The organism is Streptomyces sp. NBC_00568 (assembly GCF_026341855.1).
Lineage (GTDB): Bacteria > Actinomycetota > Actinomycetes > Streptomycetales > Streptomycetaceae > Streptomyces.
Map to the genome: position 1 here is coordinate 6644293 of NZ_JAPENW010000001.1, position 20305 is coordinate 6664597.

Genomic DNA, 20305 nt, shown 5'->3' on the forward strand with positions numbered 1-20305 from the left:
GGCGATGACCTCGGAGTCGGGTGACGGTCTCGGTGTCATACGGCGATGACCTCGATCCCCGCCTCCTCGAACCGCCCGATCGTCTCCGGCCCCGCCGCCACGTCCGTGACGAGCGTGCCCACCGACTCGGCGGCGCAGATACGGGCGAACGCGCGCTGTCCCAGCTTGCTCGAGTCGGCGGCGACGATCACGCGCTCGGCCCGCTCGCACAGGAGGCGGTTGATCGCGGCCTCCGCCTCGTCGTGGGCGGCGGCGCCGTGCGTGGCGTCGAACGCGACCACGCCGAGCACCGCGACATCCAGGGTGATCTGCCCGAGCACGCCGTCCGCGAGCGGCCCGATGAGCTCGTAGGACTGCGGCCGCGCGACCCCGCCGGTCACCACGATCTTGAACTGGGGACGCACGGCGAGTTCGTTCGCGATGTTCAGCGCGTTCGTGACGACGGTCAGCGCGGGGGAGCCCGAGGCCAGATCCGGGCGTACGGCCAGGGCGCGGGCCACTTCGGTCGTCGTGGTGCCGCCCGTCAGGCCCACCGCCTCGCCGGGGGCGATGAGGTCGGCCACCGCCTTCGCGATGCGCTGCTTCTCCGAGGCGTGGCGGGCGGTCTTGTAGCGCAGCGGCAGTTCGTAGGAGACGCCGTGCACGACCGCGCCGCCCCGGGTGCGCACGAGCATCTGCTGCTCGGCGAGCTGGTCGAAGTCGCGCCTGATCGTCGCCGCCGAGACCTCCAGCCGCGTCGCCGCTTCCTCGACATCCAGGCGGCCCCGCTCCACGAGCAGTTCCAGCAGCGCCTTCCAACGGGCGTCGCGCGACATCCGCACCCTCCAGTCCTCGATCTTCCGCGACCCTAGCGCACCCCACCTCCGCTCGAATGCTTGATTGTGCTCGAAACTTCGCTATATCTTGCAAGAACGAGCATCCGTGGGAGGGGTACGGCATGACCTATGTCGAGGACGAGCTGAGCAGCCAGCCCGAGTGCTGGATCCGCGCCGCGCAAGAGGCGGCGGTGCACGCAGCCGCGCTGCCCGCGGCGGGGGAACGTGTCGCGATCGTGGGGTGCGGCACCTCGTTCTTCATGGCGCAGGCAGCGGCCGTACTGCGCGAACAGTCCGGGCAGGGCGAGACGGACGCCTTCGCCGCCTCGGAGTTCCCGGAAGGCCGCTCCTACGATCGCGTGGTCGCCCTGACGCGCTCCGGCACGACCACCGAAGTGCTCGAACTCCTCGGGCGGCTGCGCGGACAGACCCGTACGACCGCCGTCACCGCCGATCCGCACACGCCCGTGATGGAGTACGCCGACGGCGTCGTCGTGCTCGACTTCGCCGACGAGCGGTCCGTCGTGCAGACCCGCTTCGCGACCACCGCGCTCACCCTGCTCCGGGCCCACCTCGGACTGCACAGCGACGCCGTCGTCGCCGACGCGCGCACCGCGCTCGCCACCCCGCTGCCCGAAGAACTCGTCGGCTGCGCGCAGTTCACCTTCCTCGGCCGCGGGTGGACCGTCGGCCTCGCCAACGAGGCCGGGCTCAAGATGCGGGAGGCGTCCCTCGCCTGGACCGAGGCCTACCCGGCGATGGAGTACCGGCACGGCCCCATCAGCATCACCACCCACGGCACGGCCACCTGGATGCTCGGCGAGGCACCCGAGGGGCTGGCCGAGCAGGTCCGGAGGACCGGCGGACTGTGGGTGGACGGCGGCCTCGACCCGCTCGCCGAACTCGTCCGTGCCCAGCGCCTCGCCGTCGCCGTCGCCGCGGCACGCGGCCTGGACCCCGATCAGCCGCGCCACCTCACCCGCTCCGTGATCCTCGGCGACTGAACCGGCCCGACCACCCACGGAGAAGGAGGAGTTGTGCCCCTCGCAGCAACCGGTGAGCTGGTCGCCCGGGCCGCCCTGGCGCGGACCGCCGTCGCCGCGTTCAACGTCATCACCCTGGAGCACGTCGAGGCCGTCATCGCGGGGGCGGAGTCCGCCGACGCGCCCGTCGTGCTCCAAGTCAGCGAGAACGTGGTCAAGTTCCGCTACGGCCGGCTGCTCCCGCTGGCCCGTGCCGCGACCGCCGCCGCCGAACGGGCCTCGGTGCCCGTCGCGTTGCATCTCGACCACGTCCAGAGCGACGACCTGCTCCGGCAGGCGCCGGGTGCCGGGTTCAGCTCCGTCATGTACGACGCGTCGCGCCTGCCGTACGAGGAGAACCTCGCCTCGACCCGCGCCGCAGCCGACTGGTCGCATGCCCAAGGTCTCTGGATCGAGGCCGAGTTGGGCGAGGTCGGCGGAAAGGACGGTGAGCCGCCGCGGGACGCGCACGCGCCCGGCGCCCGCACCGACCCGAGTGAGGCCCGCGCCTTCGTGGCCGACTCCGGCGTGGACGCGCTGGCCGTGGCGATCGGCAGCTCGCACGCGATGACCACCCGGACCGCCGCCCTCGACCACGGCCTGCTCAAACGCCTGGCCGCGTCCCTCGGTGTCCCCCTCGTCCTGCACGGCTCCTCCGGGGTCCCGGACGGCGAGCTCCGGGCGGCCGTCGAGGGCGGTATCGCCAAGGTCAACGTCGGCACCGCGCTGAACATCGCGATGACGGGCGCCATCCGGGAGTTCCTCGCGGCCCGCCCCGAAGCCGTGGACTCACGGAAATACCTCAGCGTGGGACGGGAGGCGATGGCACGCACGGTGGCGGGACTCATCGGCGTGCTCCAGGGGTGAGCGTCGATTCCGCTTCCTAGTCGCGAAACCGACCCGGTCGCCGCGGAACCGACCCGGTCGCCCCTGGGCCGGCTCCCGCCCGGCGAACAGCCTGCCGGGCCTCCGCCCGGCGAACAGGCGGCCCGGCCTCCGCACGGCGAACAGCCGACCGGGCCTCCATCCGGCGAACAGTCAGCCGGGCCTCCGCCGCGGATGACAGGGGCTCGCTCCAGTCCGCGAAACCCGTGAACCCCCGCTTGGCCGCGGGCCGTTCGGCGGCTGTGGTCCTCCCGCCGCACGGTCCGCCCTTCGCATACCTGCTTCTACAGCCGGATATGCGGCCCAAAGCCGCCATACTGCCGGCGCCGACTCCGTCCGGAGCCGCTCCTGACGCATGTGCTTTTGCACCCACGGCAGTTCGAGTGGGTGACAAGGTGGCTAGTGTGAACAAGTATGAGAAGGCCGAAAGGGCACGGCAGGCTCGCGGGCGAGACATCGGCCCCAAGGCCACTCGGGCAGGCGTCCGTATGCCCCTTTGACGCGGGGAGCAGGGGTTGGCGGTGTTTTCGGGGCAGAGCCGGCGCTGGACCGGGCGCGGAACGGAGGAGGCCTTGAGCGGTCAACTTCTGGCCGGAACCAGCACATCGGTGCGCGGCTCGAACACGTGCACCCTGGTGAACATCGGGCTGTCCGCGACCGGTCCGCGAACCGCGCATCGAGACGTGCGCCGCCGATCGCCCTTGGGCCCGATGTGAACGGACTGATCTACTACCTGGCCGCGGCAGTCCTCTGGATGGGACTCGCCGCCCAACTGCCCGACCTGCGTCGCCACTGGAGAGACCCGCTGAAGCGGTCCTTCTGCGCCGTCATCCTCCTGTCGGGTCTCTGCTTCGTGCTCGGCGCGCCGCCCACCGTCGCCCTGGTCAACAGCGTCACGGGCATACCGAATGTGGCAGCGCCCCTGACGTACGGCGCGGTGACCGCCTTCGGCGCGGCGTCCCTCATCCTCATCGTGCACTGGCGGGGCAGCGACCCCGTCCGGGTCCGACGCACCTCCCGGGCATGGCTGTTCAGCTACCTGGGAGTGATCGCCGCCGAGGGCGTCCTGTTCACGCTGGGCGACGCGCCGGTGGAGCGCCGGGCCGACTTCGACACCTACTACGCCTCGACTCCGTTCATCCGAGAGATGATCGTGCTGTACCTGGTGGCGCACACGGTGGCCGCGGTGACGACGACCCTGCTGTGCTGGCGCTGGACACGGAAGGTCAAGCGCTGGACGCGTGGGTCGCTGGCCCTGCTCGTGGTGGGCTGGCTGTTCACCAGCGCCTACAGCGTCGTCAAGGCCGTCGCGCTGACCGCTCACTGGCTCGGGCACAGCTGGGACGGTCTGAGCACCAGCGTCGCACCGCTCGTGGCCGTCGGCTCCTGCCTCGCCTCGGCCGGCTACATCCTTCCCCTCATCGGTCCGCGCATCGATTCCGCCATCACGTTCGTACGCCTGCGTCCGCTGTTCTGTCTGCTGGCGGGGCCGAGCAGCCGTCGGCGCTGCGTCACGGCGCTGTCGTGGCGGACGATCAGCGACGTCGAACTGCAGCTCACCACGCGGGAAACGGCCATCCGGGACGGCCTCAAGCGACTGGCCGGTCAACTCGACGACCAGGTGCGGCGCCGCGCCTACCGGGAGGCGCTCGCCGCCGGGTCCTGTGCGGCGGACGCCGAAGTGATCGGGCTGGCCGCGATGGTCGCCGTGGCCGCCCTCGCCGAGGCTCCGTCCCCCGTCGCGGAGACCGGCACCATCGGCATCTCGGTCGGGGACGTCGACGTGGTGGTCTCCGTCAGCGCGCGCGTGCGCCGCCCCGCCGCCGGTTCGCGGTCGTTGGACACGGGCCAGCCGTCGTTGCTGAGTCTGTCCCGGGCGGTGCGGACCCCCATCGTGGACGCCGCGATCCAATCGAGGAGAACCACGGTGCGCCAGCTCTCCTGACCCCGAGCCCGCGGTGACCTACGGATCGGCTCATCGGCCGGCCCGACCGCCCCGCCGGCACCCACGACCGGAGCGAGGACCCCTGACCCGCGCTCGCACCGCGGACGCCGTCACACGGGGACGGGGTCCAGGGCGCCGATCGTCACACGGGGACGGGGTCCAGGGCAGCGAGGAAGCCGCTCTCCTCCGGGGTCAGCGGCGGCCCGGACAGGGGCTCCATGACGGGCCCTCTCAGAGTGGCGAGCAGCAGCTTGGGGTGCACGAGACGGCTCGTGTCGGCCTGGAGCGTGATGACCGAGGACAGGGCCGCGGACACGGGGTAGGAGGTGGTCGCCACGCGCGCCATCCGGCCCATGTAGAGGCTGAGGAGCCGGTCGACGAGCGTCGGAGCCCTGCCGATGACCTCCGGGAACCACTGGTCCTGGGAGGTGCTCAGGGTGTACGCGGCCGAGACGGACTTGGCGGCGGCCCGCTGGACCCCGCGGGCGAACCCCGGAGCGGTGACATCGGCCTGCTGCGACCGCCGGCTCAGAGCCAGGGCGCCCAGGGCCGCGACGGACATGCCCTGTACGTAGACGGGGTTGTAGGTGGCGACGGCGTCACCCAGCACCACCAGGCCCTCGGGCATGGCCGCCTTCTCGAAGTCGCGGCGCCTGTTGCGGGTGCTGCGGCTGAGGGACACCTCGCCGAGCGGCTCGGCACCGGAGATGAGCTGCCCGAGGAGTGGATGGCGCAGGCCAAGCGCGAAGCGGGTGAACTCCTCGGGATCGGCGGTGAGTTCACCGCCGCGGGTACCCGCCAGGCTGACCATCCAGCGGCCGCCCTCGATGGGCACCAGAGTTCCGGAACGCCCCGGCCGGGAGTGGTCGGGCTCCGCCCCGACCTGGGTCAGCGGGAAGTGCTCCGCGCCCGGCGGAACGCGGAAGACGCGGCTGGCGCAGACGAGACCCGAGTCGACCTCGTCGGTGGGTATGTCCGTCACGCCGAGCGACTCGAGCCAGTGCTCGACGCGTGATCCCCGTCCGCTCGCGTCGACGACGAGATCGGCCCGCAGATCCTCCTCGGTGCCGTCGGCGAGGACGCGTACGCCGGTGACGCGCTGGGCCGTTCCCAGCAGGGACACCGCCTCGCCCCGGCGGACCGTGACCGAGGTGGTGCCGAGGACGGCCTCACGGACGGTCCAGTCGAGCAGGTCGCGGCTGCACAGGGTGAGCAGCAGCTCGTCGACGACGGGCGGCCAGCGCCGGAACCAGCCCTGCGGGCCGAAGCCCAGTATGTCGGTGAGGGACTGTTCGTGAGCTCCCGACGCGACCAGGCGCTCGCGTACGTCGACTCCGGGAAGCAGTTCCTGGATGGCGTCGCGTCCGCTGGGCAGGAGGACGTGAGCGTGCCGTGCCTGCGGAATCCGCCTGCGCGGCTGCGGCCCTTCGCGGAGCTCGTCGCGCTCCAGGACGGTCACCTCGTCCATGGACCGGGAAAGAGCCGCGGCGGCGAGCATGCCGGTCACGCTCCCACCGATGACGACAGCACGGCGCGACATGGTTCCCCCAGTTGTCATGGACGAGCGCCCACACTCTACGGTCGTGCACGTGGGCGCATACGGGAGATCAGAAAGTGTGCCGATTCTGTCTTCCGGCGACGATCGGGGGTGTCCACGAGCCGCCGGACCTCCCCATGAGCCGGTCCGGCGAGCAGCCTGCGAAGGGGGCTTGCCTGCCGCTGGGCGGCACCCCACCTGAGCTCACATCACCCGGGGTCACGGCACCGGGGGCGTCTCACTCCCGGGCTCGCTCCCGGCGTCGACCAGCCTCTCGAAGAAGAACTCGTGCTTGAGAAACGAGACGTCGTACTCGTGCCCCGGATACGGCGGGATCAGCTGGGCCGCCTGGAACAGCCGCCAGCCGTCCCGCAGGGCGTGCACGCCCGACGCGTACGGAGGCTCGTCGCTGTCGCCGGTCGTGGGGGAGGTGCGGCCGGTGCCGTCGTAGAGCGACCAGCCCACCACCTCCGCGTCCAGCGCCGAGGTGGCCAGATAGAGGACGAGAACCTGTTGACGGATCGTCACGCGATCCTCCTCTCGGGGCGGTTGGAGACCCGGGTCACCCAGTGGTCCAGGTCGAAGGAGCCGTCCCCGGTGAGCGACCGCCACAGCAGGACGCGGTTGTAGACCTCCAGGCGGCCGGTGGCGGGCTCGTACCACGGGAACGTGGTGGCGAGTTCCTCGGCGACGCCCGGATCGGCGAGGTCCGAGGTGTCCCACAGCCGCCGCTGTCGCACCGTCGGGTTGAAGCGGATCTTGAACATGGAGCGCGCGATGTCGCTGTCGTTGCGTCGTCCGCCGTGCCACAGGCCATGGTGCAGAAACACCACGGTCCCTGCGGGGCAGACGAGCCGGCTCTGCCCGCGAAGGTTCTGGTAGCGGCCGGTGTCCGACTCGTTGGTGCGGCGCAGATGGCTGCCGGGAACGCTGAGGGTGCCGCCCATGTCGAGCGTGACGTCGTGCGGGTAGTACATCAACTGGACGTCGAACGCGTCGGTGCGCACATCGATGATCGCGTCACCGTGGAGCGGCTGGGCCTGCCCCTCGTGCGGCTCGCGGATGTGGACCGCGTGGTGGTCGACGGCGGGTCCGGGACCGACCAGACTCCGCAACGCTCCTGCCACCAAGGGGAGTTCGAGGAGGCGGCGGACGAACGAGCCCTCGGGATAGGCCTCCGGGACAGGCGTGCCGTACGGCACGGCGGGCAGGCCCTCGCGGAGCATCCCAATGCCTTCGGCGTTCATCCCGGGCGGCACCACGGCGTCCAGCCGCAGCGAGCCGTGAGCCACGAAGTGCGCCATGCGCACCGAACTCAGAAGCTTGGCGTCGGTCATGGCCCCACCGTAGGAGCGGCACCCTCCGATGCGCGTTGGCCCCATTCACCATCGCTGGTAATTTCTCACCATGCGTGAGACGCGCCTGCACCTCGGCGAGCCGCCCGAAGTGGCCGGTGCCGGCGTCGGCGTGCACGGGGTCGCGAGCGCGACGGACGTCTTCCGGCTGCCGGAACTGTGGCAGCTGCACCTCTACCGGTACGACGCCGAGCTGACCGTCGACGGCACGGCGCACCTCATCCGTCCCGGACGCGTCAGCCTCGTACCGCCCGGCGCCACGGTCCGCTACCGCTACCGGGGCCTCTCGGAGCACCTGTACGCGCACCTGCGCATCGCCCCCGTCGGACCGTCGCGGACCGTCCCCGTCGTACAGGACGCCGGACCCGAACTTCCCTTGCTGTCGGGGCTGTTGCTGCACGCCATCGCGGCGGCCCCCGGAGCGCCCGAACGCACCAGGTCCGAGATCTGGACCGCGCTGTGGCACATCGCCGGCCTCACCCCGGCCGTCGTGGCGAGCCCGGGTCCGCACCCCGCGGTCGGGACCGCCATCGCCCACATCGAAGCCCGGCTGGCCGCTCCGCTCACCGTCCCGGAGATCGCCCGCGCCGCCGGGATCTCCCACAACCACCTCACCCGGCTCTTCCGCGCCGAGACCGGCACCACGGTCGTGGCCTACATCCGCCGTCGCAGACTGGAGCGCGCCCACCACCTGCTCCGCGCCTCGACCCTGTCCATCCCGGCCGTGGCGGCTTCGGTCGGCATCCCCGACCTGCAGGCCTTCAACAAGGCCTGCAGGAGAGAACTGGGCGCCCCGCCCCGCGTGCTGCGCGGGGCTACGGGCTGACGTCCTTCTTCACGGCCCGCAGAATCACGAACTTGGCGTCACCCGCGACCAGTTCACTGTTGCCGAAGAGCCGGCGCAGCTTCAGGTGGTAGCCCAGGTGGCGATTGCCGATCACCCACAGCTCGCCGCCCGGCCGCAAAGCGCGCCGCGCGTCAGAGAACATCCGCCAGGCGGTCGTGTCCGTCGTCGCCTGGTGGGAGTGGAACGGCGGATTGTTCAGGACGAGGTCGACGCTCCCGGCGGGGACGCCCGCCAGTCCGTCGGCGACACGGAACTCGGCGACCCCGTCGGCGTTCGTCCGGTAGGTCGCCTCCGCCGAGGCCACCGCCTGGTACGACTCGTCGGCGAACAGCAGCTCCGCCTCGGGATTGGCCAGCGCCATCGCCGTACCGACCACGCCGTTGCCGCAGCCCAGGTCCACGATCAGCTCGGCGCCCCGGCTGCGCGGCAGGTGCTGGAGGAAGAAGCGGGTGCCGATGTCGAGGCGGTCGGCGCAGAAGACGCCCGCGTGGTTGACGACCGTGCGGCCGGACACCACGCCGACGCCGTCAGGGAGCTCGTAGCTGTACGGCCAGGGGTTCGATTTCCGGGCGATCCCCTGGAGCGGGGTGCAGAAGATCAGCCGGGCCTTCTTCTCGGCCAGCGAGGTGCGGGTCGGACCGAGGATCCGCTCGAAGAGGTGCAGCGTCGAGGTGTGGATCTCCTTGACCATCCCGGTGCCGACCACGACCGTGCCCTCGTGCACGCCGGGCGCCAGCCGGTGCAGCTGGTCTTCGAGCAGGGCGAGGCTCTTCGGCACCCGCACGATCAGCACGTCGATCCGCTCGGGAGGCGGGTCCTGGGTCGTCAGGAGCCGGACGGCGGACTCCTCGGCACCGGCCCGCGCCAGATTCGCGCGGGTCGCCTCCTGCGCCAGGAGGGAGTCGGTGATCTGTGTCGGCCGCCGCGACGACAGTGCCGTGGCGAGCGCGCCCCACCGGTCGCCGACGATCACGACCGAACCCGTCAGGGAGATGTCGCTCTCCGCGAGGTGCTGCAGCAGATAGGTGTCGGCGGCGTCCCAGGCGCGCAGCCGCTCGCGAGGGTCCTCGGGAAAACGGGCGAGCTCGTAATCGCCCCAGGGTGTGGTCATACGGTCGTTCATCGTGGGTCCAGGCTATGCGACGCGGAGCGGCCCGGGTGCGCGAGGATGGGGGCATGTCGATGGACGCGGAGCTGTTCCCCCGCAGCCGGACGGAGATCGCGCCCGGCGCGGTGCACCTCCCGGACTGGCTGGACGCGGACCGTCAGCGGCGGCTTCTGGAGGCCTGCCGGGGCTGGGCCCGCCCGCCGGCGGGCCTGCGCACCGTCCGCACCCCCGGCGGCGGCACGATGACCTCCCGGCAGGTCTGTCTGGGCTGGCACTGGTACCCGTACGGCTACGCCCGCACCGTGGTCGACGGCGACGGTTCCCCGGTGAAGCCCTTCCCCGACCTGCTCGGCGACCTGGCCCGGGAGGCGGTCGCGGACACCCTCGGCGCCGACGCCCTCGGCACGGACGCCCCCGCCACGTACGACATCGCACTGATCAACTTCTACGACGCCGAAGCCCGCATGGGCATGCACCGCGACAGCGACGAATCGTCGGACGCCCCGGTGGTGTCGCTGAGCCTGGGCGACACCTGCGTCTTCCGCTTCGGGAACACGGAGTCCCGGACACGGCCGTACACCGACGTCGAGCTGCGCAGCGGCGATCTCTTCGTGTTCGGCGGCGCGTCACGGCTCGCGTATCACGGGGTACCGAGGGTGTACGGGGGCACGGCGCCCCCAGAGTTGGGACTGGCCGGGCGGCTGAACGTCACGCTCCGGGCCGGCGGCTTCTAGGACCTGTCCGGTCGGGGCCCGCCCCGGACCCGCAGGGCCCGGGTGCGATCCGAAAGCCAGGTCCCGCGCCCGCGTGTCTCCTCGCCGGGGCCGCCGGGACCGGACGGGCCCCGCGGGAGCGGATCATGGGAGACTCGCCCTCATGAACGGCAAGGCGGGCCCCCGGACGGCGGGGGATGGGAACACGCGGACACGGCTCGACCGGGGGCGCGGAGCGCTCGGACCGGCGCTGGAGCTCGTGCACACCGGGCGCGCGCCGACACGTGCCGTGCTCACCGCCGAGCTGGGAGTCACCCGGGCGACCGCGGGCGCGGTGGCCGCCGAGCTGGAGGCGCTGGGGCTGATCCGGGTCGACGCGCGGCCCGGTGCCGCCGCCGGTTCCCAAGGGCGCCCCTCGCACCGGCTGGAGGTCGCCGAGGACGGGCCCGTCGCGCTGGCCGCGCAAGTGCACGCCGACGGGTTCCGCGCCGCGCTGGTCGGCCTCGGCGGCCGGATCGTGGCGACCGCGCCCGGCTGCGAGATCGTCGACGCCGATCCGGCCAAGGTCCTCGGCTCCGTCGTCGACGCCGGCGCCGAACTGCTCCGTGAGACCGGGCGCCGCTGTGTGGGCGCCGGGCTCGCCGTCCCCTCCGCGGTCGCCGAACCCGAGGGGCTGGCCCTCAACCCCCTGCACCTGGCCTGGCCCGCGGGCGCCCCCGTCGAGCAGATCTTCGCCGAGCGGGTGCGGGCGGCCGGTATCGAGGGGCCGGCGTTCGCCGGCAACGACGTCAACCTCGCCGCCCTCGCCGAGCACCGGCACGGAGCGGGCCGGGGCGCCCGCGACCTGCTCTGCGTGGCCACCGGACACCGTGGTGTCGGCGGCGCGCTGGTGCTCGACGGGCGCCTGCACACGGGCAGTTCCGGGCTCGCGCTCGAAGTCGGCCACCTCACCGTCAATCCCGAGGGCCGCCCCTGCTACTGCGGCAGCCGGGGCTGTCTCGACGTCGAGGCGGACCCGCTGGCCTTCCTCACCGCGGCCGGCCGCGCCCCGGGCCCTGAGGTGTCGCTGCTCCAGCAGGCCAACGAGCTGATCCGCGACGAGTACGCCGATCCGTCCGTCCGTACGGCCATCGAGGCGCTGATCGACCGCCTCGGCCTCGGCCTCGCGGGCCTCGTCAACATCCTCAATCCGGACCGCATCATCCTCGGCGGACTGCACCGCGCCCTGCTGGACGCCGACCCGGACCGGTTGCGTGCCGTCGTCGCCGACCGCAGCCTGTGGGGACGGAGCGGCGGGGTACCGATCCTCGCGTGCACCCTGGACCACAACAGCCTGGTCGGGGCTGCCGAGTTGGCGTGGCAGCCGGTGCTGGACGATCCGTTGACGGCGCTGCCCGTCTGACGCTCATGAGCGCCAGGCGACGGCGAAGGCGCGCCCGGCGTTCTCGGTGAGGATGCGGTCCACCAGGTCCGTGCCCAGGGCGAGTTCGAGCCTCGGGCGGACCCGGCGCAGCAGATGCGGCATCCCCGGGCCGCCGTTGACCGAGCGCGCCGCCGCGGTCGTCGTGTCGCCGCCGAGGAGCAGCCGGTGGCCGAAACCGGCGTCGGCGAGGGCGCGTACGGCGTCGGGCATGCGCCAGTCCGTGGCGTGGTGGGCACGGGAGGGGCCGTCGAAGGCGAGGAAGGCGCCCGTCGCGGCGGCCTCGCGCTGCACCACGAGGTCGGGCGATCGATTGAGGTGCCCCAGAATCACCCGGTGGGGCGGCACGCCCAACTCGCCGCACAGCAGGTCGAGTACGTCGAGGGCGCCGGTGCCCAGCTCCAGGTGTACGGCGATCGGCGCTCCGGTGGCGTGATGAGCCTCCGCCGCGGCGGTCATCGTCCAGCGGGCGTGCGCGTCCAGGGCGTGGAAGCCGCCCGCGACCTTGATGAGCCCGGCCCGGACGCCGGAGGTCCCGATGCCCGAGGTGAGTTCGGCGACGAGGACGTCGGCCAGCCTTCCGCGCAGCCGGTTCAGCAACTCCGTTGTGTAGTGCGCCGCTTGGTGCAGTCCGGTCGCCGCGACGACGTGGACCCCGGCGTCGCGGGAGATCAGCGGCAGATCCGCGGCCCGCCTGCCCAGACCGTACGGCGTCCACTGGACCACGGCGGCGCCGCCCTGCGCGCGGAACGCGGCGAGTTCGGCCCGTGCGGCGGACGCGGCGCGCAGTTCCTCGCCCGGCAGCACGGGACTGCTGAAAAAGAGATGGTCGTGCGCGTCGCACACCCCGAGCTGCTCGGGGAGCACGTCGCCCAGGACCGTACGGACCGCGGCGGCAGGGCTCACCACTGCCGGCCCCGCGGCAGCCGGTCGCGTTCCGGTTGCGACAGGTGCAGCACCTGGAAGACCTCACCCGACGCCTTGGGGGAGTCGTGGTCCCAGAGCGAGATGTGCACGACCTCCCAGTGCCGGGGATCCACGGCGGCGGCCGCGCCGACGGCCCCGTCCATCGCGGTGAGCCGCCCGGCCTCGCGCACCGCGTCCTCCATCGCCTCGGCCAGTTCCACCCCCTCGGCGACGGGCCGGCGCCGACGCACCGCGACCCTGGCCGGCGAGCCCGCGGAGCCTCCCTCCTCGTACGCGAGTCCGGTCCAGTGCTGCACGACGGGGCGCCCGAAGTCGTTCACCAGGCCCTGGAACGCCCCGCCCCAGAGAAAGGAGTTCATGCCCTGGGTGGTGTTCCACAGGTAGAACGGCGCGTACTGGTTGACCGGAGAGCCGTCCACCCCGCGCTCGCGGATCAGATACGCCTTGAACCCGAGGCCGTCCCACGTGTCCAGCAGATGGCCGATGCGGGAGACCCGGTCGCGGATCACGGTCATGTCGTAGTCGGCGGGAAGCGTGAGCTCGTACTGCATGGCGTGCATCGGAAGGTCCTTCCTCGAGCTTCCTGGGTCATCCTCGGAATGCCGTGTCCGCGCCCTGCCGGTCGTCCTTCGCGGGGAGTGTGGACGCACGCCCGGGGGCTTCGGTGCGGCGGTGTCAGCGGGCGGGGGCCAGCAGGGCGAGCAGTCCCCGAACTCCCGTGTCGAACGCGGCCGGTGAACCGGAGGCGCGCGCCAGGACATAGCCGCCCTGGACGGTGGCGAGGATCGTCGCCGCGATCTCCGTGCTGTCGAGCCTGGCCGCGAACTGGCCTTGTTCCTTGCCCTCTTCGACGATGGCGGCCAGTCGCCCGCGCAGCCAGTCCAGTGTCTCGTCGACCGGTGCGCGCAGCTCGTCGCTCGCGATCACGTCCGGGTCCATCGTGAGCCGCCCGATGGGGCAGCCGCGCAGGACGTCGCGTTCGCGGCGCAGATAGGCCTCGATCCGCTCGTACGGCGATCCGGGCGAGCCGAGGACGGCCTCGGCGCCGGCCCGCATCTCCTCGGCGGTGCGGCGGATCGCGGCGAGCGCCAGGTCGGGCTTGCCCCGGAAGTGGTGGTACATGCTGCCCTGCCCCGCGCCCGCGTGCTCCAGGATCGCTTTGGGGCTGGTGCCCACGTACCCGCGCTCCCACAGCAGCTCGCGCGTGGACTCGATCAGTCGGTCCGGAGTGCTCATGAATTCACTGTACATACTAGTAGGTACAGAGGCGAGGGTTCCTGGCCTATCGAGCCCGGACGCGCGGCGAGCGTGCCGGCCGCCGCACCACCTGGGGGAGGGCACCCCGCACGAAGCAGCGCGTGGTGCCCGGCGTACTCCCCGGGGGGTACGCGCAGTGCCGCTGGCCGTACGACGACCCGGACCCCCTGTCTGGGCGAGTCTCGAAGCATCGCAAAGAGATCCCGCGGAAACGCGCGATTCCCACCCGCGATCCCCACCGAGGAGATGACTCGAGATGCAGACCCTGGCGAACTGGGACGGCGGCCCCGGCCCGTGGATCCTGTTCCTTCCGCTGATCTGGGCGGCCGTCGTGATCGGCGTCGTGACCGTGCTGCGCCGCACCGTCTGGCGCGGACGCCGCGGCCCGTGGCGTGCGACGGGCGGATTCGGCCCCGGCGGCTCCCTCCCGGCCGGTGACTCGCCGATCGCCGTGCTCGGCCGCCGTTTCGCCTCCGGAGAGATCGACGAGGACGAGTACTGGCGCCGGCTCTCCGTCCTCGACGAGCAGTTCGGGCGCACGGGCAAGGGCGGTGCGGCATGACGGCCACCACCGCCCGCCGGGACGCGGCACGCGTCACCGACGCCGTGAAGGTGTACGGCGGCGGCGACACCGCCGTGAGGGCCCTGGACGGGGTGAGCGTCGGCTTTCCGGCCGGCCGCTTCACCGCGATCATGGGGCCCTCGGGCTCCGGCAAGTCCACCCTGATGCACTGCGCGGCCGGCCTGGACACGCTCACCTCGGGGGCCGCCTACATCGGTGACACCGAGCTCGGCACCCTCGACGACCGCCGTCTCACCCTGCTGCGCCGCGACCGGATCGGCTTCGTCTTCCAGGCGTTCAACCTGATTCCGACGCTCACCGTCGCCGAGAACATCGCGCTGCCCATGGACCTCGCCGGAACCAAGGGCTCCCGTGAATGGACCGACGCCCTCGTCGACGTCGTCGGCCTGCGCGACCGGCTCCATCACCGCCCCAGCGAGCTATCCGGCGGACAGCAGCAACGCGTCGCCGTGGCAAGGGCGTTCGCCGGACAGCCCGACGTCGTCTTCGCCGACGAACCCACCGGCAACCTCGACTCCCGCTCCGGCGAGGAGGTCCTGAACCTGCTCGGCCGGGCGGTGCGCCAGATGGACCGGACGGTCGTCATGGTCACGCACGACCCGGTCGCCGCCGCGCACGCCGACGAGGTGGTCTTCCTCGCCGACGGACGCCTCGTGGACCGGATGGAGAACCCGACGGCCGACAAGGTCCTCGACCGTATGAAGGCCTTCGACAGCAAGGGGGCACCGGTATGAACGCCGCCCTGCGCCTCAGCGCCTCCTCGCTGCGCTCCCACAAACGCCGCTTCGCGGGCACGTTCTTCGCCGTGCTCCTCGGCGTCGCCTTCCTGGCCGGCACCCTCGTCATGGGCGACACCCTGCGCGCCGGGTTCGACACCATGTTCGGCAACGCGACCAAGGGCACCGACGCCGTCGTCCGCAGCGCCGACACCATCACCACGCCGGGGGAGAGCCAGGGCGTGCGCGCGCCGGTCGCCACCGATCTGGTGAACACGATCGAGCGGACGCCCGGTGTCGCGGCCGCCGCGCCGGAGATCCAGGGCGCCGGCCAGCTCACCGGCTCCGACGGCAGGCCCATCGGAGGCCAGGGCCCGCCCACCCTCGCGGGCAACTGGATCGACGACCCGCTGCTCAACGCGTACCGGCTCGCCGAAGGCCGCGCCCCGTCGAAGTCCGGCGAGGTCGTGGTCAACAGGGGAGCCGCCGAGAAGGGCGACCTGAAGATCGGCGACACGACGGTCCTGCGCACGCCCGACCCCGTCCGGGTGACGATCGTGGGCCTCGCGACCTTCGGCGGCGAGGACGGCATGGCCCAGGTGACCTTCACCGGGATGACGCAGGCCGACGCGGAGAAGTACCTGACCGCGAAGCCCGGAGAAGCCGCGAGCATCCGGGTGCGCGCGGGTCCGGGAGTCGGTCAGGACGAGCTCGTCTCCGACCTGACTCCCGTGCTTCCCCAGGGAGTCGAGGCCATTTCCGGGCAGGAGTCCGCGCAGGAGAACACCGACATGATCTCCAGCCAGTTCCTCACCGTCTTCACCACGCTCCTGCTCGTCTTCTCCGGCATCGCGCTCCTCGTCGCGACCTTCTCCATCCACAACACCTTCGCGATCGTCGTCGCCCAACGCACCCGCGAGAACGCGCTGCTGCGCGCCCTGGGCGCCTCGCGCCGGCAGGTCACCGTGTCGACCCTGGCCGAGGCGAGCGTCGTCGCCGTGACCGCCTCGGCCGCGGGACTCCTCGGCGGCGTCGGTATCGCGGCCGGACTCCAGGCGCTGTTCCCGGCCATCGGGTTCCCTTTCCCCGAGGGCGACTTGGTGATCAGCGCTCTCTCCATGGTGCTGCCGCTCGGCGTCGGCATCGTGGTCTGCCTCGGTTCCGCGCTGCTGCCCGCCGTACGCGCGGGACGCACCGCGCCGCTCGCCGCGCTGCGTGAGACGGCGGTCGACAGCTCCGGTGCCTCCCGCGGACGTGCGGCCGTCGGCGGGGGACTGGCCGCCCTGGCGGTGGGCGTCACCCTGACGGGTGTCCTGTTGACGCCGTCGCTGTGGCTCGCCGGACTCGGCGCCGTGCTGGCCCTCGCCGCCTTCGTGGTCCTCGGTCCGGTCGCGTCCTCGACCGCCGTACGCGTCCTCGGCGCACCTCTCGACAAGCTGCGCGGAGTCACCGGCGGACTCGCCCGGCGCAACGCGCTGCGCAGCCCCAAGCGGACCGCCGCCACCGCCGGCGCCCTCATGATCGGCGTCGCCGTCGTCTCGCTGTTCACGGTCTTCGGCGCCTCGCTCAAGGCCACCATGGACCAGACGGTCTCCCGCTCCTTCGCGGGTGACGTCGCCGTCAGCACACCGTCGTTCGGCGCGGGCGGCAGCGGACTCAGCCCGGGACTGGCCCCGGCCATCGCCAGTCAGTCGACGGTCGAGAACGCCGTCGGGCTGGGCAAGGGCGTCGCCGAAGTCGACGGAAAGGGGCGCGCGTTGACGGTCACCGACCCGGTCACGCTCGGCAAGGTCTTCGACCTCGGCGACGTACACGGTTCGCTGAACGACCTCGGCACCGACGGCATCGCCATCACCCGCACGGAGGCCGACAAGCAGCACCTGGTGACCGGTGACACGGCCCGGCTCGCCTTCACCGACGGACAGAAGGCCGACTTCACCGTCCGTGCCGTCTACGGCCGGTCGGAACTGGCGGGCGACTACGTCATCACCCGCGCCGCCTGGGCCCCGCACCGCACCCAGGACTCCGACACGCTCGTCGCCGTCTCGTTCAAGGACGGCGTGAGCACCGCAGAGGGCAAGGCCGCGGTGGAGAAGGTCGCCGAGCGGTACGGCAACCCCGAGGTGCAGACCCGGGACGAGTACGCGCAGTCCTCGGCGGGCGGCATCGACATGATGCTGACCCTGGTCTACGCCCTGCTCGCCCTCGCGGTGCTGATCGCGCTGCTCGGCATCGCCAACACCCTCACGCTCGCGATCCACGAGCGCACACGGGAACTCGGTCTGCTGCGGGCCGTCGGACAGACCCGGGCGCAGCTGCGCGCCATGGTCCGCTGGGAGTCGGTCCTCGTCGCCGCGTTCGGCACGGCGGGCGGTCTCGCCCTCGGTGCCTTCCTCGGCTGGGTGCTCGTCGAGGCCTCCGACGGAGCGTCGGACAGCGCTTTCGCCTTCGCGATACCGCCGCTGCGGCTCGTGGTGGTGGCACTGGTGGGCCTCGCTGCCGGAGCCCTCGCGGGACTGCGCCCGGCACGGCGGGCGGCGCGCCTGGACGTGCTGCGCGCCATCGCCACCGAGTGAGCCACCCGCGGCCGTACGACGCCCGCGAACGAGCGGCGTACGAGGCGGGGGTCACCGCCCGGTCAGCCGGCAACGGCTGACCGGGCGGGAGCGTGTTCCGGCCTGCGTACGTCGACCGTGTGCCTGAGAGTGGCCTCGCAGGCGATCTCGTACGGCGAACGGAGGGCGGCCGTCACCGCGGGCGACGACGCCGGAAGCGTGAACCACACGACCTTGCCCGATTCGCCGTCGGGCTGTACGCCCCAGCTCTCGCTGACCGCCGCGACCATGGCGAGGCCGCGTCCGCAGGTGGAACCGGGGTCCGCCTCCCGCACCACGGGAAGCCGGGGGTCGTGGTCGTGTACCGAGACCGTGAGCCGGTCGAGCAGCAGCTCGATCTTCACGGTGCACTGCTTGTCCGGCTGGGCGTGCCGGTGAACGTTGGTCAGCAGCTCGGTGACTCCGAGTGCGGCCCGGTCTATCAAGGGGTCCAGATGCCAGTAGCGCAACTGCGCAGAGACGATTCTGCGGACCTGGCCGATCCGCGACGGCAGGGCTTGGAGCTCCACCGTGCAATGCCTGCTTGGCTGGCTGATCACGGCTGCGACTCCCCGAATTGAGGTCCGGAAGAAGACGGAGATCGGATCCAGCAGAGTGGCTGAGTGGAACGGCCGCCTGCTGTGGTGGCCGGCGGGCTGGTTCGCAGCGTTATCGCCGGTAAACCCAGAGTGATGTGACATCAGAGTGACGCAGGGGGCGCGGTCCTGCAACTCGCGGTGCCTCACGAGGGGTAGCGGGCGCGGAGCGCACCTCAGCCGTTGCGTCCCGCCGCCCTGCGGACCGCCTCGATGAAGCGGCGTGCCGAGGGCGGCCCCGGCCTGCCGGGGGCCGGATCGTGCTCGCCGAGCGTCAGGGAGTAGCGCGTGCCGTTGACGTCCGCCAACGCCCGGTCCTCGTGCGCGAACCAGGGCTTCGACGCGCGCACCGCCTGCACCGGCGCGCTGTCGATCTCGCTGCCGTAACTGGTGAGCAGTTCCAGCCTGCCGTCGCTGATCCGGACCTGTCCGGCCCGGGTGAGCGAGCGCAGCCTCTTCCCGATCCGCACGCCTGTGGCTGTGAACTCCGGCTCCGCCATGATGCCCCGCCCCCTTGTGCGCTCCGGCCGTGCCTTGACGTGACCCAGTGTGCATCTCCGCCGGGGGCGACCGCCCCGTGCGGTGCAGTCTGCCCGCGGGCGGCGTCGAGCACCAGTGCGCATGACGAGGTGGTGGAGGCGGCGGGAGCAAAGGCCGGGATGCGCCCCCTCCCTTCCGGCTCCCCTCTGCTCCCCCAGGGGTGCCTTTGGGCTGCTCAAAGGTGTGTTTATGCAGGTGAGAAGCGTGTGGAAGGTGATTATGATCGAGGCGTCCGGCCAGCTGAAGCGGTGTCGGCGCCATGCGTTAGGAGCCTTCCCGTGAGCACTCCCCGGCAGTCCCGGACCGGCGAGACCCTCGATGTCGACCACAGTGACGCGGAGTACCGGAGCTGGCTCAAAGAAGCCGTCCGCAAGGTCCAGGCCGATGCCAACCGCTCGGCCGACACCCATCTGCTCCGCTTCCCGCTTCCCGAGGAGTGGGGCATCGACCTGTATCTGAAGGACGAGTCGACCCACCCCACCGGCAGCCTCAAGCACCGCCTCGCCCGCTCCCTCTTCCTGTACGGCCTGTGCAATGGCTGGATCCGGCCGGGCCGCCCGGTGATCGAGGCGTCCAGCGGTTCGACCGCCGTGTCCGAGGCCTATTTCGCGGGGCTCATCGGCGTGCCTTTCATCGCGGTCATGCCCCGCACCACGAGCGCCGAGAAATGCCGCTTGATCGAATTCCACGGCGGGCAGTGCCATTTCGTGGACGACGCGCGAAAGATCTACGAGGAGTCCGCCGCCCTCGCGGTCGAGACCGGCGGCCATTACATGGATCAATTCACCTATGCGGAACGGGCCACGGACTGGCGCGGGAACAACAACATCGCCGAATCCATCTTCCGCCAGCTGGCGTTGGAGCGATTCCCCGAGCCCGCCTGGATCGTCACCACGGCAGGCACCGGCGGCACGTCGGCGACCCTCGCGCGCTATGTCCACTACATGCAGGCGGACACCCGTATCTGTGTCGCCGACCCGGAGAACTCCTGCTTCTTCGAGGGCTGGACCACCGGCGATCCGGACGTCACCTGCGACAGCGGCTCACGCATCGAGGGCATCGGCAGACCGCGCATGGAGCCGAGCTTCGTCCCCGGGGCCATCGACCGCATGATGAAGGTGCCGGACGCGGCGAGTGTCGCGGCCGTACGCGCCCTGGAGCAGTCCATCGGCCGCAAGGCGGGCGGCTCGACCGGCACGGGCCTGTGGAGTGCCCTGAAGATCGTCGCCGAAATGGTGGCCGAGGGGCGCACGGGAAGCGTCGTGACGCTGCTGTGCGACCCCGGGGACCGTTATCTCGACAAGTACTACTCGGACGCGTGGCTGGCCGAACAAGGCCTGGACATCGCGCCGTACACCGCGGCGATCACCTCCCTGCTGGAGACGGGTATCTGGCCGACCTGACCCGACCCGGCGTCCGGGCACGCCTGGTGGGCCGGAGTCCAA

Annotated in this window: 20 protein-coding genes; 10 read left to right on the forward strand and 10 right to left on the reverse strand. The window is 71.8% G+C overall.

The features are described 5' to 3' along the window. Positions 1–35: 35 nt before the first annotated feature. On the reverse strand, positions 36–815 hold the full coding sequence (locus tag OOK38_RS28935) for a DeoR/GlpR family DNA-binding transcription regulator (RefSeq protein ID WP_266755766.1): 780 nt from the start codon (positions 813–815) through the stop codon (positions 36–38). A 122-nt stretch (positions 816–937) separates the two neighbouring features. On the opposite strand from OOK38_RS28935, the gene OOK38_RS28940 reads away from it, so the two are divergent. The 3 genes from OOK38_RS28940 (at position 938) to OOK38_RS28950 (ending at position 4667) form a co-directional block, all read left to right on the forward strand. After that, positions 938–1819: an SIS domain-containing protein gene (locus tag OOK38_RS28940; protein WP_266755764.1), complete on the forward strand. Its 882-nt coding sequence runs from the start codon at positions 938–940 to the stop codon at positions 1817–1819. Positions 1820–1852: 33 nt separating this feature from the next. Continuing rightward, positions 1853–2704 (forward strand): class II fructose-bisphosphate aldolase, encoded by an 852-nt coding sequence (locus OOK38_RS28945; RefSeq protein WP_266755762.1) that lies wholly within the window; start codon positions 1853–1855, stop codon positions 2702–2704. A 730-nt stretch (positions 2705–3434) separates the two neighbouring features. After that, positions 3435–4667, forward strand: coding sequence for an MAB_1171c family putative transporter (locus tag OOK38_RS28950; protein ID WP_266755761.1), 1233 nt, complete (start codon positions 3435–3437; stop codon positions 4665–4667). Between the two features lie 142 nt (positions 4668–4809). On the opposite strand, the gene OOK38_RS28955 is transcribed toward OOK38_RS28950, so the two are convergent. The 3 genes from OOK38_RS28955 to OOK38_RS28965 all read right to left on the reverse strand — a co-directional run bounded on the left by OOK38_RS28955 (position 4810) and on the right by OOK38_RS28965 (position 7541). Further along, positions 4810–6207 (reverse strand): NAD(P)/FAD-dependent oxidoreductase, encoded by a 1398-nt coding sequence (locus OOK38_RS28955; RefSeq protein WP_266755760.1) that lies wholly within the window; start codon positions 6205–6207, stop codon positions 4810–4812. Between the two features lie 216 nt (positions 6208–6423). Next, positions 6424–6726, reverse strand: a complete 303-nt coding sequence (locus OOK38_RS28960) for a hypothetical protein (protein ID WP_266765567.1) — start codon at positions 6724–6726, stop codon at positions 6424–6426. Between the two features lie 2 nt (positions 6727–6728). After that, positions 6729–7541, reverse strand: a complete 813-nt coding sequence (locus OOK38_RS28965; RefSeq protein ID WP_266755759.1) for a phytanoyl-CoA dioxygenase family protein — start codon at positions 7539–7541, stop codon at positions 6729–6731. A 70-nt stretch (positions 7542–7611) separates the two neighbouring features. Here OOK38_RS28965 and OOK38_RS28970 point away from each other — a divergent pair, with 70 nt between their 5' ends. Beyond that, positions 7612–8385: a helix-turn-helix transcriptional regulator gene (locus OOK38_RS28970; protein WP_266755757.1), complete on the forward strand. Its 774-nt coding sequence runs from the start codon at positions 7612–7614 to the stop codon at positions 8383–8385. On the opposite strand, the gene OOK38_RS28975 is transcribed toward OOK38_RS28970, so the two are convergent. Next, positions 8375–9517, reverse strand: a complete 1143-nt coding sequence (locus OOK38_RS28975; protein WP_266848918.1) for a methyltransferase — start codon at positions 9515–9517, stop codon at positions 8375–8377. The two genes, OOK38_RS28970 and OOK38_RS28975, sit on opposite strands and share 11 nt — an antisense overlap. Positions 9518–9588: 71 nt before the next feature. Between OOK38_RS28975 and OOK38_RS28980 the strand changes: the two genes are divergently transcribed. Together OOK38_RS28980 and OOK38_RS28985 are read left to right on the forward strand one after the other, a co-directional pair. After that, the gene (locus OOK38_RS28980) at positions 9589–10248 is read left to right on the forward strand and encodes an alpha-ketoglutarate-dependent dioxygenase AlkB (protein ID WP_266765566.1); all 660 of its coding nucleotides are present in this window, start codon (positions 9589–9591) and stop codon (positions 10246–10248) included. 142 nt (positions 10249–10390) lie between these two features. After that, positions 10391–11629, forward strand: a complete 1239-nt coding sequence (locus OOK38_RS28985) for an ROK family protein (protein ID WP_266755754.1) — start codon at positions 10391–10393, stop codon at positions 11627–11629. Positions 11630–11632: 3 nt separating this feature from the next. Here OOK38_RS28985 and OOK38_RS28990 read toward each other — a convergent pair whose 3' ends face one another. The 3 genes from OOK38_RS28990 to OOK38_RS29000 all read right to left on the reverse strand — a co-directional run bounded on the left by OOK38_RS28990 (position 11633) and on the right by OOK38_RS29000 (position 13825). Next, the gene (locus OOK38_RS28990; protein WP_266755752.1) at positions 11633–12553 is read right to left on the reverse strand and encodes a phosphotriesterase; all 921 of its coding nucleotides are present in this window, start codon (positions 12551–12553) and stop codon (positions 11633–11635) included. Continuing rightward, complete coding sequence (locus tag OOK38_RS28995; RefSeq protein ID WP_266755750.1) at positions 12550–13134, reverse strand: DUF4865 family protein; 585 nt, start codon at positions 13132–13134, stop codon at positions 12550–12552. The genes OOK38_RS28990 and OOK38_RS28995 overlap by 4 nt, the downstream gene beginning before the upstream one ends. A 115-nt stretch (positions 13135–13249) precedes the next feature. Next, positions 13250–13825 carry a TetR/AcrR family transcriptional regulator gene (locus OOK38_RS29000; protein WP_266755748.1) on the reverse strand — a complete coding sequence of 192 codons (576 nt, stop codon included), beginning with the start codon at positions 13823–13825 and terminating at the stop codon, positions 13250–13252. A 262-nt stretch (positions 13826–14087) separates the two neighbouring features. Here OOK38_RS29000 and OOK38_RS29005 point away from each other — a divergent pair, with 262 nt between their 5' ends. The 3 genes from OOK38_RS29005 to OOK38_RS29015 are packed head-to-tail and all read left to right on the forward strand — an operon-like array spanning position 14088 to position 17706. Beyond that, complete coding sequence (locus OOK38_RS29005) at positions 14088–14393, forward strand: SHOCT domain-containing protein (RefSeq protein WP_266755746.1); 306 nt, start codon at positions 14088–14090, stop codon at positions 14391–14393. Then, on the forward strand, positions 14390–15148 hold the full coding sequence (locus OOK38_RS29010; RefSeq protein WP_266755744.1) for an ABC transporter ATP-binding protein: 759 nt from the start codon (positions 14390–14392) through the stop codon (positions 15146–15148). Before OOK38_RS29005 ends, OOK38_RS29010 begins: the two co-directional genes overlap by 4 nt. Continuing rightward, entirely contained in the window at positions 15145–17706 is a 2562-nt protein-coding gene (locus OOK38_RS29015; protein ID WP_266755742.1) for an ABC transporter permease, read from the forward strand. The genes OOK38_RS29010 and OOK38_RS29015 overlap by 4 nt, the downstream gene beginning before the upstream one ends. 62 nt (positions 17707–17768) lie before the next feature. Here OOK38_RS29015 and OOK38_RS29020 read toward each other — a convergent pair whose 3' ends face one another. Both OOK38_RS29020 and OOK38_RS29025 read right to left on the reverse strand, forming a co-directional pair. Next, the gene (locus OOK38_RS29020) at positions 17769–18284 is read right to left on the reverse strand and encodes an ATP-binding protein (protein ID WP_266755740.1); all 516 of its coding nucleotides are present in this window, start codon (positions 18282–18284) and stop codon (positions 17769–17771) included. 212 nt (positions 18285–18496) lie between these two features. Next, positions 18497–18820, reverse strand: coding sequence for a hypothetical protein (locus tag OOK38_RS29025; protein WP_266755738.1), 324 nt, complete (start codon positions 18818–18820; stop codon positions 18497–18499). Positions 18821–19138: 318 nt separating this feature from the next. Here OOK38_RS29025 and OOK38_RS29030 point away from each other — a divergent pair, with 318 nt between their 5' ends. Next, positions 19139–20263 carry a PLP-dependent cysteine synthase family protein gene (locus OOK38_RS29030; protein ID WP_266755737.1) on the forward strand — a complete coding sequence of 375 codons (1125 nt, stop codon included), beginning with the start codon at positions 19139–19141 and terminating at the stop codon, positions 20261–20263. Positions 20264–20305: the final 42 nt, after the last annotated feature.

What these genes read in the sequence shown, in the direction of transcription:
- OOK38_RS29010 (WP_266755744.1), top strand. Translation starts at nt 14,390, where the DNA reads ATGACGGCCACCACCGCCCGCCGGGACGCGGCACGCGTCACCGACGCC.
- OOK38_RS28955 (WP_266755760.1), bottom strand. Translation starts at nt 6,207, where the DNA reads ATGTCGCGCCGTGCTGTCGTCATCGGTGGGAGCGTGACCGGCATGCTC.
- OOK38_RS29005 (WP_266755746.1), top strand. Translation starts at nt 14,088, where the DNA reads ATGCAGACCCTGGCGAACTGGGACGGCGGCCCCGGCCCGTGGATCCTG.
- OOK38_RS28940 (WP_266755764.1), top strand. Translation starts at nt 938, where the DNA reads ATGACCTATGTCGAGGACGAGCTGAGCAGCCAGCCCGAGTGCTGGATC.
- OOK38_RS28995 (WP_266755750.1), bottom strand. Translation starts at nt 13,134, where the DNA reads ATGCACGCCATGCAGTACGAGCTCACGCTTCCCGCCGACTACGACATG.
- OOK38_RS29015 (WP_266755742.1), top strand. Translation starts at nt 15,145, where the DNA reads ATGAACGCCGCCCTGCGCCTCAGCGCCTCCTCGCTGCGCTCCCACAAA.
- OOK38_RS28970 (WP_266755757.1), top strand. Translation starts at nt 7,612, where the DNA reads ATGCGTGAGACGCGCCTGCACCTCGGCGAGCCGCCCGAAGTGGCCGGT.
- OOK38_RS28965 (WP_266755759.1), bottom strand. Translation starts at nt 7,541, where the DNA reads ATGACCGACGCCAAGCTTCTGAGTTCGGTGCGCATGGCGCACTTCGTG.
- OOK38_RS29025 (WP_266755738.1), bottom strand. Translation starts at nt 18,820, where the DNA reads ATGGCGGAGCCGGAGTTCACAGCCACAGGCGTGCGGATCGGGAAGAGG.
- OOK38_RS28985 (WP_266755754.1), top strand. Translation starts at nt 10,391, where the DNA reads ATGAACGGCAAGGCGGGCCCCCGGACGGCGGGGGATGGGAACACGCGG.
- OOK38_RS28975 (WP_266848918.1), bottom strand. Translation starts at nt 9,517, where the DNA reads ATGACCACACCCTGGGGCGATTACGAGCTCGCCCGTTTTCCCGAGGAC.
- OOK38_RS29000 (WP_266755748.1), bottom strand. Translation starts at nt 13,825, where the DNA reads ATGTACAGTGAATTCATGAGCACTCCGGACCGACTGATCGAGTCCACG.
- OOK38_RS28980 (WP_266765566.1), top strand. Translation starts at nt 9,589, where the DNA reads ATGGACGCGGAGCTGTTCCCCCGCAGCCGGACGGAGATCGCGCCCGGC.
- OOK38_RS28935 (WP_266755766.1), bottom strand. Translation starts at nt 815, where the DNA reads ATGTCGCGCGACGCCCGTTGGAAGGCGCTGCTGGAACTGCTCGTGGAG.